This window comes from Thiocapsa imhoffii (genome assembly GCF_016583985.1).
In the GTDB taxonomy this organism is placed as follows: Bacteria; Pseudomonadota; Gammaproteobacteria; order Chromatiales; family Chromatiaceae; genus Thiocapsa; species Thiocapsa imhoffii.
Genome location: NZ_NRSD01000020.1, coordinates 1 through 16,402, shown reverse-complemented (window position 1 = coordinate 16,402; position 16,402 = coordinate 1). Strand labels below are relative to the sequence as shown.

At 62.2% G+C, this 16,402-nt stretch carries 19 protein-coding genes and 1 pseudogene; 11 read left to right on the top strand and 9 right to left on the bottom strand.

The window, feature by feature from the left end; genetic code table 11:
• Positions 1-6: 6 nt before the first annotated feature.
• Positions 7-666, bottom strand: coding sequence for a TnsA endonuclease N-terminal domain-containing protein (locus CKO25_RS15960; protein ID WP_200388944.1), 660 nt, complete (start codon positions 664-666; stop codon positions 7-9).
• Positions 667-945: 279 nt separating this feature from the next.
• On the opposite strand from CKO25_RS15960, the gene CKO25_RS15955 reads away from it, so the two are divergent.
• The 5 genes from CKO25_RS15955 (at position 946) to CKO25_RS15940 (ending at position 3,875) form a co-directional block, all read left to right on the top strand.
• Positions 946-1,692, top strand: coding sequence for a helix-turn-helix domain-containing protein (locus CKO25_RS15955; protein WP_200388943.1), 747 nt, complete (start codon positions 946-948; stop codon positions 1,690-1,692).
• A gap of 164 nt (positions 1,693-1,856) precedes the next feature.
• Positions 1,857-2,117 (top strand): hypothetical protein, encoded by a 261-nt coding sequence (locus tag CKO25_RS21290; protein WP_242467662.1) that lies wholly within the window; start codon positions 1,857-1,859, stop codon positions 2,115-2,117.
• Between the two features lie 281 nt (positions 2,118-2,398).
• Positions 2,399-2,560: a hypothetical protein gene (locus CKO25_RS21280; RefSeq protein WP_242467670.1), complete on the top strand. Its 162-nt coding sequence runs from the start codon at positions 2,399-2,401 to the stop codon at positions 2,558-2,560.
• Positions 2,535-2,672: a hypothetical protein gene (locus CKO25_RS21990; protein WP_200388942.1), complete on the top strand. Its 138-nt coding sequence runs from the start codon at positions 2,535-2,537 to the stop codon at positions 2,670-2,672. The genes CKO25_RS21280 and CKO25_RS21990 overlap by 26 nt, the downstream gene beginning before the upstream one ends.
• A gap of 492 nt (positions 2,673-3,164) precedes the next feature.
• Positions 3,165-3,875 (top strand): autoinducer binding domain-containing protein, encoded by a 711-nt coding sequence (locus CKO25_RS15940; protein ID WP_200388941.1) that lies wholly within the window; start codon positions 3,165-3,167, stop codon positions 3,873-3,875.
• 70 nt (positions 3,876-3,945) lie between these two features.
• Here the strand turns inward: CKO25_RS15940 and CKO25_RS15935 are convergent, their stop codons facing one another.
• Together CKO25_RS15935 and CKO25_RS15930 are read right to left on the bottom strand one after the other, a co-directional pair.
• Positions 3,946-4,308, bottom strand: a complete 363-nt coding sequence (locus CKO25_RS15935) for a transposase (protein WP_200388975.1) — start codon at positions 4,306-4,308, stop codon at positions 3,946-3,948.
• Positions 4,309-4,325: 17 nt separating this feature from the next.
• A pseudogene (locus tag CKO25_RS15930) lies at positions 4,326-4,457 on the bottom strand (IS200/IS605 family transposase); the annotation flags it as partial.
• Positions 4,458-4,687: 230 nt separating this feature from the next.
• On the opposite strand from CKO25_RS15930, the gene CKO25_RS15925 reads away from it, so the two are divergent.
• A complete protein-coding gene (locus CKO25_RS15925; RefSeq protein ID WP_200388940.1) occupies positions 4,688-6,499 on the top strand; it encodes a hypothetical protein in 1,812 nt (603 codons plus the stop codon).
• 742 nt (positions 6,500-7,241) lie between these two features.
• Here CKO25_RS15925 and CKO25_RS15920 read toward each other — a convergent pair.
• The gene (locus CKO25_RS15920) at positions 7,242-8,168 is read right to left on the bottom strand and encodes a LysR family transcriptional regulator (protein ID WP_200388939.1); all 927 of its coding nucleotides are present in this window, start codon (positions 8,166-8,168) and stop codon (positions 7,242-7,244) included.
• A 145-nt stretch (positions 8,169-8,313) separates the two neighbouring features.
• On the opposite strand from CKO25_RS15920, the gene CKO25_RS15915 reads away from it, so the two are divergent.
• Entirely contained in the window at positions 8,314-9,213 is a 900-nt protein-coding gene (locus tag CKO25_RS15915) for a DMT family transporter (RefSeq protein ID WP_200388938.1), read from the top strand.
• The gene (locus CKO25_RS15910) at positions 9,185-9,553 is read left to right on the top strand and encodes a hypothetical protein (protein WP_200388937.1); all 369 of its coding nucleotides are present in this window, start codon (positions 9,185-9,187) and stop codon (positions 9,551-9,553) included. Before CKO25_RS15915 ends, CKO25_RS15910 begins: the two co-directional genes overlap by 29 nt.
• Here the strand turns inward: CKO25_RS15910 and CKO25_RS15905 are convergent.
• Positions 9,550-10,797 (bottom strand): ISAzo13 family transposase, encoded by a 1,248-nt coding sequence (locus CKO25_RS15905; protein ID WP_200388974.1) that lies wholly within the window; start codon positions 10,795-10,797, stop codon positions 9,550-9,552. The two genes, CKO25_RS15910 and CKO25_RS15905, sit on opposite strands and share 4 nt — an antisense overlap.
• A gap of 9 nt (positions 10,798-10,806) precedes the next feature.
• Between CKO25_RS15905 and CKO25_RS15900 the strand changes: the two genes are divergently transcribed.
• Both CKO25_RS15900 and CKO25_RS15895 read left to right on the top strand, forming a co-directional pair.
• Complete coding sequence (locus tag CKO25_RS15900) at positions 10,807-11,490, top strand: hypothetical protein (protein ID WP_200388936.1); 684 nt, start codon at positions 10,807-10,809, stop codon at positions 11,488-11,490.
• A gap of 7 nt (positions 11,491-11,497) precedes the next feature.
• Positions 11,498-12,538: a PLP-dependent cysteine synthase family protein gene (locus tag CKO25_RS15895; RefSeq protein ID WP_200388935.1), complete on the top strand. Its 1,041-nt coding sequence runs from the start codon at positions 11,498-11,500 to the stop codon at positions 12,536-12,538.
• Positions 12,539-12,974: 436 nt separating this feature from the next.
• On the opposite strand, the gene CKO25_RS15890 is transcribed toward CKO25_RS15895, so the two are convergent.
• The 4 genes from CKO25_RS15890 to CKO25_RS21825 form a co-directional block, all read right to left on the bottom strand.
• On the bottom strand, positions 12,975-13,931 hold the full coding sequence (locus CKO25_RS15890) for an IS1595 family transposase (RefSeq protein WP_200388934.1): 957 nt from the start codon (positions 13,929-13,931) through the stop codon (positions 12,975-12,977).
• A 566-nt stretch (positions 13,932-14,497) separates the two neighbouring features.
• Positions 14,498-14,779 carry a type II toxin-antitoxin system YafQ family toxin gene (locus CKO25_RS15885; protein ID WP_093038193.1) on the bottom strand — a complete coding sequence of 94 codons (282 nt, stop codon included), beginning with the start codon at positions 14,777-14,779 and terminating at the stop codon, positions 14,498-14,500.
• Positions 14,766-15,032 carry a type II toxin-antitoxin system RelB/DinJ family antitoxin gene (locus tag CKO25_RS15880; RefSeq protein WP_200388933.1) on the bottom strand — a complete coding sequence of 89 codons (267 nt, stop codon included), beginning with the start codon at positions 15,030-15,032 and terminating at the stop codon, positions 14,766-14,768. The genes CKO25_RS15885 and CKO25_RS15880 overlap by 14 nt, the downstream gene beginning before the upstream one ends.
• 314 nt (positions 15,033-15,346) lie before the next feature.
• Positions 15,347-15,439, bottom strand: a complete 93-nt coding sequence (locus CKO25_RS21825) for a helix-turn-helix domain-containing protein (RefSeq protein ID WP_338115149.1) — start codon at positions 15,437-15,439, stop codon at positions 15,347-15,349.
• A gap of 183 nt (positions 15,440-15,622) precedes the next feature.
• On the opposite strand from CKO25_RS21825, the gene CKO25_RS15875 reads away from it, so the two are divergent.
• Positions 15,623-16,402, top strand: a 780-nt coding sequence (locus tag CKO25_RS15875) for an ISAs1 family transposase (protein WP_242467661.1), incomplete at its 3' end; no start/stop codon positions are given.

Here is a 16,402-nt window from a genome sequence, read left to right as displayed (position 1 = left end):
GCGACTTCATAGAGGCAAGCATGCATGTCGAACTGTGCCCCAACCTGAAAAATGGCATGAGGTGTATTCATGGGTGTGCACTCCCAAAGGGGTGATTTCGGACCAGTGTGTGTGAAGTGAGAAGCGCAGATCCTCGAGGAGCGCCAAACGCTCAACCGCGAACGGTGAAATGCCGCGGTCGATGGCTTCGGCCCGCAATTGGCGCACGGTCAACGGAGTGTCTTGAAAACACGCGAGGAGTTGTTGGCGCTGATGCGCCGTCAAAGGCACGAGCAATCCCGCTTTGAGCTGCGAGCGAATCTGCAGAGCGGGCTGACGTTCAAGGATCCGCTCGGTGAACAGGAAATGCGGGATACCGGCTTCGGCGAGCTGCTGGCGCGCCCACCGAATGCGCGTGGCGACTGTTTGCCTCCGCAGTTGCCCCTCGGGCTTGATGTCGATCACCGCGTAGCTGTGGCCGCGCCGGATCGCGAAATCGGGGACCATCCTGCCTCCCTCGGGGCCCTTCATGGCGAACGGTTGGCAGCGATAGGCGTCGACGGTCGGGTCGAGCTCGAGGCAGAGCACGGCCTTCTCTTCGAGACTGCCTTCACAGGCGATCATGTGGTTGCCGTTCTTGCGCGACGGGACATGCACGATGCGCACGTGGGCGAGGCCGCTGCGCATGGGGCGCACGCCTTGGAGGATGCCGGCGGAGTCCGGCGGCTTATCGAACGCAGCGTCGAGTTGTCGTCGCAGCCCTGCGTTCGGCGGTACGGTTGGGTGTGTCTGTGTCACGTGGCTTTCCTCGTTCAGGTTGACGTGCCGCCCTGTGACCCGACCGCGTCGTCCCCGGCGGGGCGCGGTGTCGTCGCTGCGGCACACTTCCAAGTTGCCACGGATTCCTGACTGTCCCTGTAATCAGGTACACTGCCGTTAAGAATCGCCTATCCGACTGAGCAGACGATGAAAAAAGCGTTTACAGAGGCGGGAACCGCCCCGACCGAGGGGATGCGGGAATTCGGCCGGTATCTGCAGAGACTCCGGGCGGCAAGCGAAGAAGAGCTTGAGGACGCGGTCCGAGAGAACCGCAAACCACGCGTGGAACGAAAGGACCGTTGCTTTCAGAAGGGGATTGACGATCGGATACCCGACTCGTTTCGTGCCAAGCAGCAACTGGCTCGCCGTCTCGGGGTAAGAACCAAGTCGCTCAGAGAGGTGGCGGCCGCGCTCGGTATCAGCAAGAACACCGTACACGAATACGAAATGGGCGCGAAGTACCCATCCGCGGAGTTTGTGTATGAGTTCTGTGCTGTCCTTCAAAAACCCGCTGACCCCGCGATTCAGCGTTGGGTTCAGCACCACCCGAATCCGATCGTGTCAAGGCACGTGGAATTCGGTCATTTCAATCGCTTTGTCGGCAGAAAGACACTGTCCGGATGTCCCAACCTCCCGGATCCGGAAGTGCGGAAATTCATACAAACCGCGATTGTATTCTCGGTGCCGGCTGCGGGAATCAGAAGCGTCGACTGGCCCGAGGCTTGGGCCCTCGCGTGGGCGGTCGCGATGCTGATTGACCTCACGCTCCTGAAAGGGGAAGGTCCGGATCACAGGCAGCTGCGGGCGCTTATCGAGAGCGAGGTGGATCCCGAATCTCGGTTTGAAGCCCTTGGGTTTGATCCCTTTGGGAAGGCGCCGGCGCCCTATACGTGACGCTACCTGATCGACGAGCCCCGAAGTTATACCGGTTTCATCGGAGTCTTCATCTCAGGAGTCTAGCGCAAATTGCTGAAAATTGGCTATCATCGTCGCCATGGTCGACTACACGCCCACATCGAACGAACTGACGCAGTTGCGGGCGGCGCACCGACGCAAGCGTGATCAGCGCGAGGCCGATCGCATCAAGGCCGTCATCATGCTCGTCTCTGGCTGGCGGGCCGGACATTGCCGAGGCCCTGCTGGTCGACCCCAATGCGGTGCGCACTCACTTCAAGCGCTATCGCGCCGGTAGACTGGACGAGTTGCTCAGGGTCGAGTATCGCGGCAGCGATGTACTGTTGAGCGACGCGCAACTCGATCGGCTCGATCTGCATCTCCAAGAACACCTGTACCTTTCGGCGAAGGACATCGCGGCGTAGGTCGAAGCCGAGTTCAAGGTCAGCTACACCCCCGGCGGCATGACGGCCTTGCTGCATCGCCTCGGGTTCGGCTACAAGAAGCCCAAGCTGGTTCCCGGCAAAGCCGACCCGGAGGCCCAGCGCGCCTTTCTCGCCAAGTACGAAGAGCTGAGGATGCCGCGCATCCGCAGCACAATCCGGTCCTCGGCTGCGGCTGGATCAAGCGCGGCAAAGATCATGAGGTGCGGTCCAACAGCGGGCGTCAGCGCCTCAACATTAACGGCGCTATCGACTTGGAGTCGATGGAGCTGGTGGTGCGCTACGACGACACCATCAACGCCGACTCGACCACCATCGCGCTGTTCGATCAGCTGCTGTTGGCATATGCCTACGCCGCGTGCATTTATGTGATCTGCGACAACGGGACTGAATCCGGTCGTGGAGGTGAGTCGTCAGGTCTATGACAAAGGGATCTCACTGTCCAAAGCGGCCATGAAGGACATCGAGGCGCGCCTGCAGCGAAATCCGGAACTCCCAAAATGGGACATCCTGATCCAACCGGCAGTCTCGGTATGAAAGTTCGCGGAAATCGCCCTGGCGGCCGGGATCTCGGAAGCGTTTGACGTGAGTCGGTGGATACGCCTTGCGTGAGGATCCGTGTACCGACCCGTACGCACGGTTCTGTGGACAGACGTTGCCTTTGGCCCCTCTGGCCCGATCCGACGCCGCTGACAGCGCTTCGGCGCGAACACGACGCGGTACTTGCAGTATCATCCCATGCGCGCCCGGCCTTGCTAATCTCCCATGATGATCATTCTCCAGTTTGGCTAACGGGTGGGCGATCCTTTCGAACCTCTCTTCGTACGCCGAAACGGTGGAGCCTCAAGGAGTCCACCGCCAAAGGCGACGGCTTACCTGCTGGGAGTTACTGTCTTGCAGAACGAAACAGCTTTCGGCCAGACACGATATGACGTTTCCCAGGGGCGATCATCCCAGGTACTGTCGCATCTGTCAGGGTCCCGGCACCGCTCCCGAAGCGGCCAAGCCGGATCTCCAAGGAGCGACTCGATGGCTGGCTGGCAGGAGGATCAGCTGCATTTACTGCTGACAATCGACGACGAACGGGAGCTGTTCGACAGGCTCTCCTTGGTCGCCCGGGGCCTTGGTTTCGACTACTGCGCCTACGGCCTGCGCACGCCAGTGCCGATTTCTCGGCCGCGGATCCTCATGCTCAACAACTATCCACTCGGCTGGCAGGCCCGTTACCAGAAGAGAGGGTATCTAGCCATCGACCCGACGGTAAAACACGGCACGCACTCCTCGCTGCCGCTGCTCTGGAGCGACGCAATCTTTGCCTCGGCCCGTGAGCTGTGGGAGGAGGCCCGCTCCTTCGGCCTGCACGTCGGTTGGGCTCAATCCAGCCGAGATGCCCGGGGTATGGGGGGCTTGTTGACACTGGCGCGCTCCGATGAACCGCTCTCCGACGCGGAGTTGCGCGACAAGGCCGCGAAGATGAGCTGGCTCACGCAAATCGCCCACATCGGCATGTCGCGTTGCCTCGGGTCCCAGCTGCTTCCCGATACCGAAAGCCATCTTACGGAACGGGAGCTGACGGTGTTGCGATGGACCGCGGACGGCAAAACCTCCGGGGACATTTCAATCATCCTTGGCATTTCCGAGCGCACCGTCAACTTTCATATCAACAACGCGGTGGGGAAGCTCGGAACCGTCAACAAGCTGGCCGCGGCGGTCAAGGCGGCTGTGCTAGGGATGCTCTAGCAGCCTGTCGGGCTTTGGCTCCTTGCCACTCATTGCTTGGTGATTAGCGCCGTGCCTCAGCCAGATCATTTCACGCCGAGCGGACTGCGCCCGTGCGCAGCCATTTCTCGGGGCTGGGCGGGGTGCGGACGCTGGCATGGAGGAGGCGCCAGACCAGCGAGAGCAGATCGAAGCGGCGGTTCAGGCGATACTGCGCCTCGGCGAGGTAGCGCGCCAAGTACTTGTGGACGTTGACGTGGTGATAGGTGCCCCGGATCGCGGTCTTGAAGTTGGAGATGATGGTATTGACCCAGCGGAACGCATCGATCTCGCTGGATTTGCGGGGGCTGACCACGATCGCCCCGAAGGCGGCGACTTGCGCCCCGGCGCAGCCGAGGCTCGCGAAGGCGTCGGTGACGAGGTGTGCGTCGGGTCCAGCGCCTTGCGCACCCAGGCGCGCAGCGTGTCGCCCTGGATGTACGCTCGGATCATCGCTTCATCCCGACCGACGGTTGAGACAAAGCCTCCCCGAGCCCAAAAGTGCTGTCCCGTAGAGTTGCGCTGGCGCTCGCCGTAGACGCGTGCCGGATGGATCGCGCTTTTGCTTGATGAAGCTGACCACCTGGCTGTCAGTTTCAGAAATGGCTGCGACATTTCAGGAATGAGTGCGACGCCACCTCAGCCGCCCCGAGCGGCCCAATACACGATACGGGACCTTTCCGCGAGGGCAAATCTGCAAAGGCCACCGGTGCCTCAGTCCAGGACCATCGAGACGGACGCGACAGATCTTCTGCCCATGCCCCCCCGCGCTCCGGATTCGCATGGCGAGCCACATGACGGACCCGATTCGGACGTGTCCCGTTACCGGCACAGTTCGCGTTCTCGACGTCATGCTGCCCGCCACGGCTCGCCAGCCTCTGGTGGTCTGGTGGTACGGAGGCATACAGCGCAACCCGGCGGCCGATTCGGTACCGCGGGTCGCCGTGTTTCTACGACGTGTTTTGGAGGACGGAACACCCGGTAGCTGGGTCCAGTTGTCCGCTGCCCTCACCCACCTCGGGCTGCTTAGAATCGGTTCGATCTGGTCGGAAGGTATCGCCCGGTCGCAGATCCTCTTTCACGAGCACACGTTCGAGGTGGATTTCACGCCGGGGCACTGGGACTTCGTATCTCCGAGCGACTCGAATACCTGCACGATCGACGCCTCGGACTACCTACTCAGGTACCCGAGGGACCGCAACTGGCTACTCCGATTTCGCCTGCGCGACCATGACCTTCTGATTCCCTGCCTGGAGTACTTTACCCGCTGCTACGGACGGTCAGCAGAAGTCCGGCGCATTCTGGCCACCTACCCCTGGCCCGAGGTCGAGAGCAGAATGCTCGGTCCCTGCGACGAACCTGACACCGATGTAGCCTGGTTTCAAATAGTGCCGCCGAGGCTGCGAATCACGGACACGGTCTTCCTCGCTCATCTGCAACGCGAGGACGCGGCGCGCCTTGCGAGCAAAGCGATTTACAGCCAAGCGGAAAGCGCCTACGGGCGCGGTTCCTACGCATTCTTGAAGATCGGGCCATGGTTCCATGATCGCGCGGCGCTTCGCGTCACAGGCAAGTGGATCAACGGGGGCACGGCCTTTCTCGCCCTCGGCATCAACGGATGCTCCGACCCGCGCGGACCGAAGGTGGTCGTGATCCGCCCCGTCGCCGGCAGCACGGTAGACACGCCCTTCGGGGTGGAGTCGATCGAAGGTGCACCGGTGCGCCGAACTTTGGAGGGCGTGGACCTGCCCGATCTCACCACCGCGCTGGAGCCCGACCACGACGCCGAAACCACAGAGATTCGCGAGTCGGATGTTAAAGTGATCGGCCCCCCTAGACCAATCGAAACCGTCAAGGCCGAAAGACCGCGGAGCCGGAACGGAGGAGGTGCGGTGCTCGCAAACGATCCAACCGCCTTCGCGACCGGCGATCCCTGCGGCGGTGGTAAACGCGTCGGCATGGCGCAGGTCTATGCTCGCACCGTCGTCCCGTCGGCTGGGGTCGTGCAGGAGATGTGGAATGCGATGCAGGCCCTCCACGCGGAGTATCCGACCAGCGTTCAGTCGGTGCACTGGTACACCTTCGCAGACGGGTTTCGTGACGATGCTGATTTCAAACTCATCGGGTTGCGACGGTTCAACCCCGAGGAGGAGGAATCGCTCGCACCCGACCAGAAGCGCTGGCTCTATTTCAATGTCGCCGGATTGCAGCCGCGAGGCATCTTGGTCACCCGCATCGTGATCGATCACCGTGCTCACTTCGTCCTCGAGATCCAACGACGGACGCGATGCGACCTCAGCGAGAACGGCGAATGGGTCGAGCTCGAGGAACATTTCAAGGGCCTGGCCTTCACCCTTGCGCCTGGAGCGGATCTCGACGCTTGGTTGCGCGACGTGCTGTCCGCCCTGCGCTACACGAAAGGGGTGTTCGGGAGTCTTTGCGCCCGATGCCCGGGAATGGCGCGCCCGTTCGTCCATTCCCGCAGCCCGAAGGAGACCGATGCCGGCCGCACCGCACTCCTCAATGCATTGCGCAAACTCGGCGTTCAACCAGGGGTGAGCCGGCGCCCGGCCAATGGTCAGAGCGATGCGCGTGATGGCCCTTGACGGCAGAGCGGGCATGAGGGCCTTTGGAGATGCAAAAGCGACGTCGTGTCGCACAACGATGATCAGGAGATGTTGATGGCGTATGCACCATGTCCGGAGTGCGGAGCACGAAAGCATGACCTTTCGGAGTGCCCTGCGTGTGGCTTTACGCACCGCCTCGGGCGTCCGGAAAAGAAGGCCACGCCGTGCGACCTGGAGAAGGAACACGATGGAATCCCCGACAGGCCACCGGAGTCGGTGCACGACGTCCCACGCGTCACTGTAACGGTAAGGGGTCGGCGGAAGATCACCTAAAGCAACCCGCAACTGTTTCCGGGCCAGTCGTCGACCCGACGCGTCAAGCCCGACGGGAGCATACCCACGGTATCGAGCGTCTCGTCGGACCGGCGATCCGCAACGGCGACGAAGTCACATTAAAGGTCGCGAGGGTGCCATCAGTTGCTGCGAAGCGTTTCGATAAACGCATCATCAGCGGACGATGCAACGGCTACCAAGCCATTGAGGCTCCTCGCCAATCCGCGACAGCCGCTTCACCGCAAGTCAAGCGGCAGCCGAGTTCGTTGTGCAATCGATTCCCTTCTCCGTCGCAGTCGAAATAAAATCACACTGGACACGACCTCTGTTTGATGGCGGGTGATCATCGAGTTGATGGCGGGTGATCATCGAGATGCTCGGCCTCGCGCCGTGGTGGAGTGAGCGCGTCCCCGGTCGGTGGCTTCGAGGCGCAGGCCACTGCGCCGCCTCAGACGGATTCGCACCACGCCACCGGCTCGAAGGTCGGTAAACCCTGGAGAAAATCGGCGAACCGCTCGAACAGGATGCCGCGGGATCTCACGATCAGGCGCAGCTGGACCGACGGAAGGTCGGGAAAGCCCTCAGTGGGTCCGAGCACAACGTGATCCCGGGCGATCGCACCATGCGGTAGGATGCCGATTCCGAGACCGGCCGACACAGCGCTACGGATGTTTTCGTAGGAGGCGCTGACATAAGAGAAATAGGTCGGGCGACCAGCCCCGCCGAGCGCATCGAGTCCGGCTCGCCGATACGCGCACCCGTCCGGAAAAGTGACGATCGGCAGCTCGTCGAAGGCGCTCGCATGGACGAGGCTGTTACCGACCCAGTGGAGCGGTTCGACCCGCAGGATGCGGTCGTCCGGGACGCTGGCGGCCAGCTGCCCTGGCTTGACCGTCGACTTTAGGAGTCCGACGTCGAGCAGCCCCTCGTTGAGTAGACGCGCGACCTGTGACGACAGCGCCGACGTCACCTCGATGCGTAGCCGGCGGTTTAATCCGAGGCAGCGCGAGATCGCTCCATTTATGTCGGCGACCTTGAAATCGTCCGGAACCCCGAGGGCAATCCGTCCCGACAGTTCCGGCTTCTGCAGCGTCGCGACGGCGTTTGACAGACGGGCAAGAATCTCGCGCGCCGACGGCAGCAGGCGCTCGCCTGCGGCGGTGAGACCAACGACATGCCCCTGACGCCGCTCCAACAGCCGGCAATCGAGGATTTCCTCAAGCTTCTGCAGGCTTTGGGTGACCGCCGACTGGGTGCGGCACAGCTCGCGGCTGGCGCTCTGAAATCCCCCGCCCTCGACGACACCGATGAAGGCGCGCAAGTGCTCCAGCGTGACGCGCCGCGCTTCCGGATGTGATCGCGATCGAATCTCCATGACGCACCCAAACCGATTCGTGTCCAACTTAGCGCTATTATATTTATTAATAATCGCCGATCAATAATTAATTTTACTGCAAAAACTCCGCTTGTGATCATGGCCGCGTCAATGAAGGTGCGATCAATGAGCGAAGGTGCGCTTGATGAATAGGTTGGCATTTTACGCCATCGTGGCGGTTTTCAGCGCTGTGTGGAGTTCCGCCTTCGTGGTCGGAAAGATCGCGCTCGACCAATACGACCCTTTCACCACTCTGACACTTCGCTTTTTCTTGAGCTCAATCTTGATGGCACCGTTCGTCTTAGCGCAGATGTCGCTTCTCACCGACAAGAGGACGATGGTGTTCGGCGGGTTGCTCGGTGTACTCAACAACGCGATTTATCTCGGCGCGACCTTTTGGGCGCTGCAGTCCGTCCGACCGGAGTTGGTGGTCGTGGTGGTGAGTTGTGCACCCTTCATGACCACGCTGATGGCAGCCGCGCTCGGACTGGAGCGGCTCGTGCCGCTCAAGGTGGTCGGCATCGCGTTTGGCTTCTTCGGGGTCGTGGTGATTTCCGGGATCGCGTCAACGGCACCTCCTAGTCCGTTTGGCCTGGCGCTGGCGGTGGGCGGCACGGCGGCGTTCTCGGCCGGTACGGTGCTGTTCCGCGGCAAGGCGACCACGCTGCCGGTCCTCCACCTCAATTTCTGGCAGTCGACCGTCGGGGCGGTCGCACTCCTACCGGTGGCGCTGACGTTCGGCGAGCCGCTGTCGCCGCCCACATTGCCAGTCGCGCTGGCGATCGCCTATCTGTCTGTCGTGGTGACGATCGGCGGCATGGCCCTGTGGCTGGTGCTGATCCGTACCAGCGGTGCCGGAACCGCATCGTCCTACCATCTGCTCAATCCCTTCTTCGGCGTCGTGCTATCCCACTTGGTGCTGAACACGGTCCTGCAGCCGACGGACTTTCTGGGGGCCGCGATCATCGCGGCCGGGCTTGCGCTCACAATTCTTTCGACAACCCGAGGAGATGGTCATGGAACAAATTGCAAGCCTGCCGAATGAAGACCCGTGTGGCCTGAGCATTGACACGGCGTCGTTCTTCGGACTCGACTCCGTCTCCTGCATCCGCCGTCGGGCGCGGCTCGGTCTGACAGACCGATCCTATCTACCCAAGGCACTCGACCCGCGCAGCGACTGGGTCGCATCGGTGGCGGTTCCGGCGTTTCTGGCGCTGGCGCAAACCGGGGTCGAGGCGCGTGACTTCTGCACGATCGGTACGGGGTCTGGCCTCGACGCCCTCGCGGCGATCGAGATTCTGAAGGCCCACAATGTCGTCGTCCTCGATCTGCACGAGGACGTTGCGCGCCAGGCCCGCCGGAACATCCAGGGAGCTGTAAATTAATAACTGGCCGATTTCTCGTGATCTGAGCGCGGCTTGATGAGGTAGTTCCAATCCCTGCCATGAAATCTGGCAGGAACAAGATTCACGGCGCGAAACTCTTCGTCGCTCACGGCAATACCGGTCGGATAGCCGGCCTCGTCAAGCTCGGCTCGGATCTCCAATCCCTGCGTCGTCGTGGTGTTTGCGATGAGGTTGACGATGACTTCGTGATTGATGAGCGGTCGGCCGCGCCAGTTCTCGGTGATGTGACAGAACATGCGATGCTCGATTTTGTTCCACTTGCTGGTGCCGGGCGGAAAGTGGCGCACGTAGATGGCGAGTCCGAGTTCATCGGCCAGCTTCTGCAACTCCACTTTCCAGAGCCGGTTGCGGCTGGCATTGCTGCCGCCCCCATCGGCGGTGATCAACAGCGACTGCGCGTGCGGGTAGCACTGGCGTCCCATCCGAGCCCACCAGCGCCGAATCGAGGCCACGGCGAATTGGGCGGTATCATGATCCACGCCGACGCTCACCCAGCCGCGATTGTCGGTTAGATCATAGATCCCGTAGGGGCACACCTTGCCCAGCACTTTGTCGGGGAAATCGTGCGTCCGGACGGGTTCGGGCTGTCCCTTCGGGCGATATTCCCGGCCCCGATTGGCAAAGGGACCGACCAGTTCCTTTCTCTTGGCGTCCACGGAGATCACCGGCTGACCGGCCCGTTGAAACACTCTCACACACCGATTGATATAGCGAAACTGCGCGTCCCGATCAGGATGCGAGTTCCCCTCGAGACATTTGCGCGTCCCTTGCAGGCGATAATTCAGTTGCTTGAGCAACTGCGCCACCTTGCTGTGACTGACCCCATGACCTTGTCGCGCCAATGCTTCAGCGAGCTTGCGTGTGCTCTTGCAGGTCCAGCGCAAGGGGGACATGGGATCGCCCCGCGCGCTCGGCTCCACCAAGGCTTCCAGTGCCTCCAGCAGTTTCGGATCCTGTGCGGTCACCGTATGCCGGCCTCCTCCGGAGCGCCGGGTCCGCATCGCAGGCGATGGATCCGACGCCTCTTCACCGCGCACTTCCTCGCAACCACGTTGAATCGTACGCTCGCCTAAACCGGTGGCTTGAGCCACGGCGCGGATCCCACCGTGACCGAGCTCCAGTGCTTCACAGGCCGCCCAGTGCCGACGCCCACGCTCGTCCAGCACGCTTTGCAAGCGCTGGAACTTCCGCCTTACGCGCTCAATCAGTGCCGATTCGACCATGCGGAAAACATGGCACAACATGACCAAATCGGCCAGTTATTTATTTACGCCTCCCAGGACAACATCGTCATGCATTCGCAGGTGACGCTGTTCTCCGCAGCCGGCGACCTGCTGACGCCGATCGCCGACAAGAACCTCGCATTCGATCTGATCTACGAAAATCTGCCCAACATCCCGCTCGACACCGGCGACGATCTGGGAGTCGGACAGACCAGCTCGACCTTCATCGCCGAGCGGCGCGAGGTCATACCCGGCTTCGTCTCGCAATACCTCGTCGCGCTGCATTACCTAGCCCTGCAGCAGGCCGCCCCGATGCTCAAGCCTGGCGGCCGGGTGCTCTCCTCGATTGGGGGCCGCATTCCGATCGCCATCATCCTCCGCCTCGCCCGGGAGACCGGCTATGCCGGCGACATCCTGATTTACACCTGGAAGGTGCAGTCGGAGCCCGAGGAGGTGATCGGCGGCTACGCGGCATGGGAGCAGCGCGGCCTCGGCCCGTTCCATTTCTATCCGGTAACGGTATTGGAGGACACGTTTCGCACCCTCTCGCCGGTGGCGGCGGGTGCCCAAGCCGAGCAGATCGAGCTCGCGCTCCGACCGCACGTGCTCAGCGCCACTGCGGCCCTCGAAGCGCTGCACGGCGGAACCGCCGTTGGCCATACGGTCGTGGTTCTCGAATCGCTCAAGTCCTGAAGGCACGATGATGACCAAGCATTTGCAAGACGCTATCGGCCAGACGCCGATCGTGGAACTGACACGGCTTGATCTTCCCGAACGGGTGCGGCTGTTCGCCAAGCTTGAGTACCTGAACCCGGGCGGCAGCATCAAGGATCGCATCGTCCGCTACATTATCGACGACGCTGAGCAACGCGGCGCTTTGCGGGCAGGCGGCACCATCGTCGAGAACACGTCCGGGAACACCGGTGCCGCGATCGCGATGCTGGCGGCGACGCGCGGCTACCGCGCGATCCTCACCATGCCGGACAAAGTGAGCCGGGAGAAGCAGGACACCCTGCGGGCGTTAGGCGCCGAGATCATCGTCTGCCCGACCGCGGCCTCACCGGGCTCGCCGGACCATTACGTCGACACAGCCCGTCGTCTGCACGCCGAGCGCCCCGGCTCGTTCATGCTGAACCAATACGACAATCCTCTCAACGCCGAAGCGCATTTCCGCACCACCGGTCCGGAGATCTGGAGGGTTCTGAAGAACCAAATCGCCGCGTTCGTGGCGGCCGGCAGCACTGGGGGCACTATCTCGGGAACCGGCCGTTACCTGCGGTCTCAGAAGTCGGAGATCCGGACGGTGCTGGTCGACCCTATCGGGTCGATCTACCATTCCTACTTTCATCGCGGCGTGGTCGATCCGTCTATGATCGGGACGTATCACGTCGAAGGCATCGGCGAGGATCATCTGGCCGAGTGCATGGACTTTTCCGCCCTCACCGACGTGATCCAAGTCGAGGATGGCGATGCTTTCGCCACCTGCCGCGACTTGGCCCGCAAGGAGGGACTCCTGTGTGGCGGTAGCTCGGGCGCCAATGTCTGGGGCTGCCTGCAGGTCGCCAAGACCCTGCGTGCGCCGGCCACCATCGTGACCGTGCTGCCGGACAGCGGCGTGAAGTACATGTCGAAGATCTACAATGACGACTGGCTCATCGCCAACGGGTTCGGGGAACCGACGACTCCGGGGCTGATAAGCCGGTGTCCGAGTGTCGGGTCGCTTCAGTCTAAGAGGGTGTAGACAAAAACAATCGGGCCAATATTTATACACCAGTATGAAACTGTGCTGGTGTGCACTGACGCGCGAACCGCCACCTTGAGGCAGATTCCATGTGGAGCGATACCCATGACGTTGCGAACAATCCCGCCAGCCTTTTTCGGACTGGCGTGAGCGCCATGCCTGGATGTGGTGCCGGATCGTCGTGCCCAAGCTGGAGTGGTGGCGAGCTGCTCGGCGCTGGTGCCGGCCCTGCGTTGCGGCTGGCCTGGCGCTCGACCCGGCGCGACACGACCAGCAATAGCCGGCCGTAGTTCCACACCGGCGCATGGATTGAGAGGCTAGCACAAACAGCGATAGGCAATCAAAACCACACGTAGATCTGTACGGTTCCGAGGGTTATTTCCGGATGTGTTGCCGAATTGCGCGGTTATGCCTGGATTTGCTTCGCACCTCCTGATTAGAAAGGAGCTTCAGCCACGCGCCGGATCCACGGCTCGGGGCGGGGGCCGCAAGCGGTCGCCGCCGCCAGCAGGCGGGTCGGCAGGGCGCGCAGATCGAAGCGGCGATTGAAGCGATAGGCGATCGTGCCGAGGTAGCGCTCGGCGTATTTTCCGAAATCGAAGCTGTGGTATGCCCCGCTGAAGCCGGTCTTGAGATTGCCGAGAACGGTGTTGATCCATTGGAACATGGGCAACTCCTTGGGTTTGCGCGTCCCGACGACGGTCGGCTGGTGGGTGCAGCCGATGTCGGTGACGCCGGCGAAGCAGGCCAGGCCATCGGAGATGACGGTGCTGGTGGGGGCGAGGTTCGCGCCTGCCCACGCGGCGACGGCGGCGCGGGTGAAGCCGGACAAGGGGGTGAACTTGGCGCGCAGCGGATGCCCTTCGTCCGTCAACGAGACCGCACCGATAAAGGGCACCTTGTTCTCCGAGCCCCGTCCCGCGGTGCCGCCGACGAGCTCGCCGCCGAGGTAGGCGTCGTCGACCTGCACGGTTCCACACAGCACGGTGGCGGCCTCGCGCTCGACCATTGCCTGCATCAGCTTGTGGTGGATCAGCCAGGCGGTGGGGTAACTGACCCCGAGGTCGCGCTTCAGCGCCAAGGCCGAGAGACCGGTCTTGGCTTCGCCGATCAGATAGATCGCCAGGAACCACACAGTCAGTCCCAGTTTGGTGCCTTCGAATAGTGTCCCGGCGATCAGCGAGGTCTGGTGATGGCAGGCGTTGCACTGGAAAGTCTTGCGGGTGCTGCCGCGCAGCACGCAGTGCGCGGCTCCGCCGCAGCTCGGGCAGCGAAACCCGTCCGGCCAGCGCGTGCGCTCCAACGCCGCCGCGCACTGCGTCTCGGTGCCGAAGTGCTGGAAGTGCTCGAACAACGACATCCCTTGTTGGAACTGGATCCGATTCATGGCCATGGCAGGCTCCGTCGGGTGGTGGACCTGCGAGCAGTCTGCGCCGACCGGTGGCTTATTCCGTGAGCCTGGCGGAAGATTCTTTCTAATCAGGTCGCATCTTGGCACCGGGTGACGAGCATGGTCCTGCTTTCATCACCGTGCGTGACGCCAGTCCCTGGCGATCGAATCTGGAAATAGCCGCTGGCCGATCCGGATGTCGCGGTGAAAATCCACGTGCGTCTATGATTGAGCCTTTTGCGAGCGCTGCCGGAATGCATCCCCGTGCCTCCCAGCGTTACTCCGGGTCGAAGAAAACACACAATCCTAAGCCCCGGAACGTGTTTATCGCTGCGAGCGCTCCCCGGTGTTTCTGCGCCACAACAGCGCTCGTCACGCTGCGGCGGCGATCGCAGCCGACCACGAAGCAAAAAGCGCGCGAAGCGAATCGAAGAACTCAGCTTCGCTGGACTACCTCAGCGACGTATCGGCCCAGTCTTGACGGATGAGCCATAGCCGGCGATCCCGAGCGAGATCCCCTCCCACTACTTTTCCCTCCTAAACCGTGCATGTGGTGCACAAGCGTGCGATCAGCCGAAAAGCTCGCTGTGCGAGCCGAGCCGCGCCAATCGGAGAGTGTCGGAGTCGGATTTGCGGTAGATCAGCAGCAGGTCGGGCTTGATGTGACATTCCCGGTAGCCCGCCCAATCTCCGGAAAGATCGTGGTCGCGGAAACGCGCCTCCAATGGCTGATCCGTCGCCAGCGCGACCAGGACCGGCTTGAGATCGTCATCAAGCGTGGCGCGATGACGCCCTTTGGCTTTCCGCTTGTAGTCGCGCTTGAACGCGGAGGATCGATCAATCGTCCGCATGCAAATCCGCCATCAGATCGTCCACGCTGGCAAACTTCTTCCCCTTGCCCGATTCCAGCTCGGCAATGGCCTTGCGCGTGGTGGCGCTGGGCACCTTCACGTCGAAGGGCAACCGGCGCTCATCGGCTACGCGCAACATCAGCAAGCGAATGGCGTCCGAAATGGTCAACCCCATTGCTTCGAGTGCCTCAGCGGCGCGTTCCTTGGTGTTGGTGTCGATGCGAGCGCGAACGTAGGTATCGGCGGTGCTCATGGTGATTCTCCGGGAAAGGTTCAGATAGCCATATTGTAGTCACAATGAGACTACACGGCAAGCCGCACCGTGCATGGGACTTCTGAGTCATTCCAGCCTTTCCAGGCGTTTCGTGCAGTGGACCCCTATGCACCCCCAAGACAGACCCCCATCCAAGCACGTATCACCTTCCAGAGAAAGGTTCGCTAAGCCTCAGGGATCAATCGGACTATCCGGTTTTTTGACATCACCCTTGATCATCCGAACGGCAAGCCAGCGCCTGTCGGAAACGATGCGGTGACAGACCGGATCAGCCAGTTGTAGACCTGCCGAATTCACGCCTTGATTGGTTGAGCCACCAATTTGACACCCAGCGAATGACAGGCGCGGTCGATCGTGTCAAACCGCGGCTGGGCGTCGGAGCGCAATGCCTTGTAGAGAGCGCCTCGCGCGCGATCCCGATCGCCTTGGCGATCTCGGTCATGCCGCGTGCCTGCGCCAGGGCCGCCGGGCAGGGCAATCGCATCAAAATATTAGCGATTACTGCTGGACTATATCGATAGGGTCGTTAACATTCGGCACCCGTGTTTGCTGATGGTGTGCTGCCGCCGATGCCCGAAATGACCCTGGACCGCTCCCTGATAAGGCATTTTTCGACGCTTGAAGACCCGCGCTGCGCGCTCAAGCGGCATCACAACCTGCTCGACATGATCGTGATTGCGATCGCCGCCACCCTCTGCGGGGCCGATGGCTGGGTCCAGATCGAGGAGTTTGGACGTTCCAAGCAGGCGTGGCTGAAGCAATTTTTGGAGCTGCCCAATGGCATCCCGTCGCACGATACCTTCGGGCGTGTCTTCAGCCTGCTGCAGCCCGAGGCGTTCGAGGCCTGTTTTCGCGACTGGGTCGAGGCGATCCGCGCGGTCATCCCGGGCGAGGTCATCGCCATCGACGGCGAGACGCTGCGCCGCTCGCACGATCGCGGCAAGGGGCTGGCGGCGCTGCACCTGGTGAGCGCTTGGGCGACGGCCAATCGGGTGGTGCTCGGGCAGGTGGCCACCGAGGCGAAGTCCAACGAGATCACCGCCATCCCGCAGGTCCTGGACCTGCTGCAACTGAACGGATGCATTGTCACCATCGATGCCATGGGCTGTCGGACCGCGATCGCCGAGCAGATCGTGGCGCAGGGTGGACGCTATGTCCTGGCGCTCAAGGGCAACCAGAGCACCTTGGCCACCGAGGTCGAGGAGGCGTTCATCCAAGCCGCTGCGCGGGAGTACACCGATGTCGCCTCCGAGGTCCTGGAGACGACCGAGCAGGGGCATGGGCGGCGTGAGACCCGCCGCTACCGCACCCTCGGCGACCTCTCGGGCGTCCCGCGCAGCGCCCTGTGG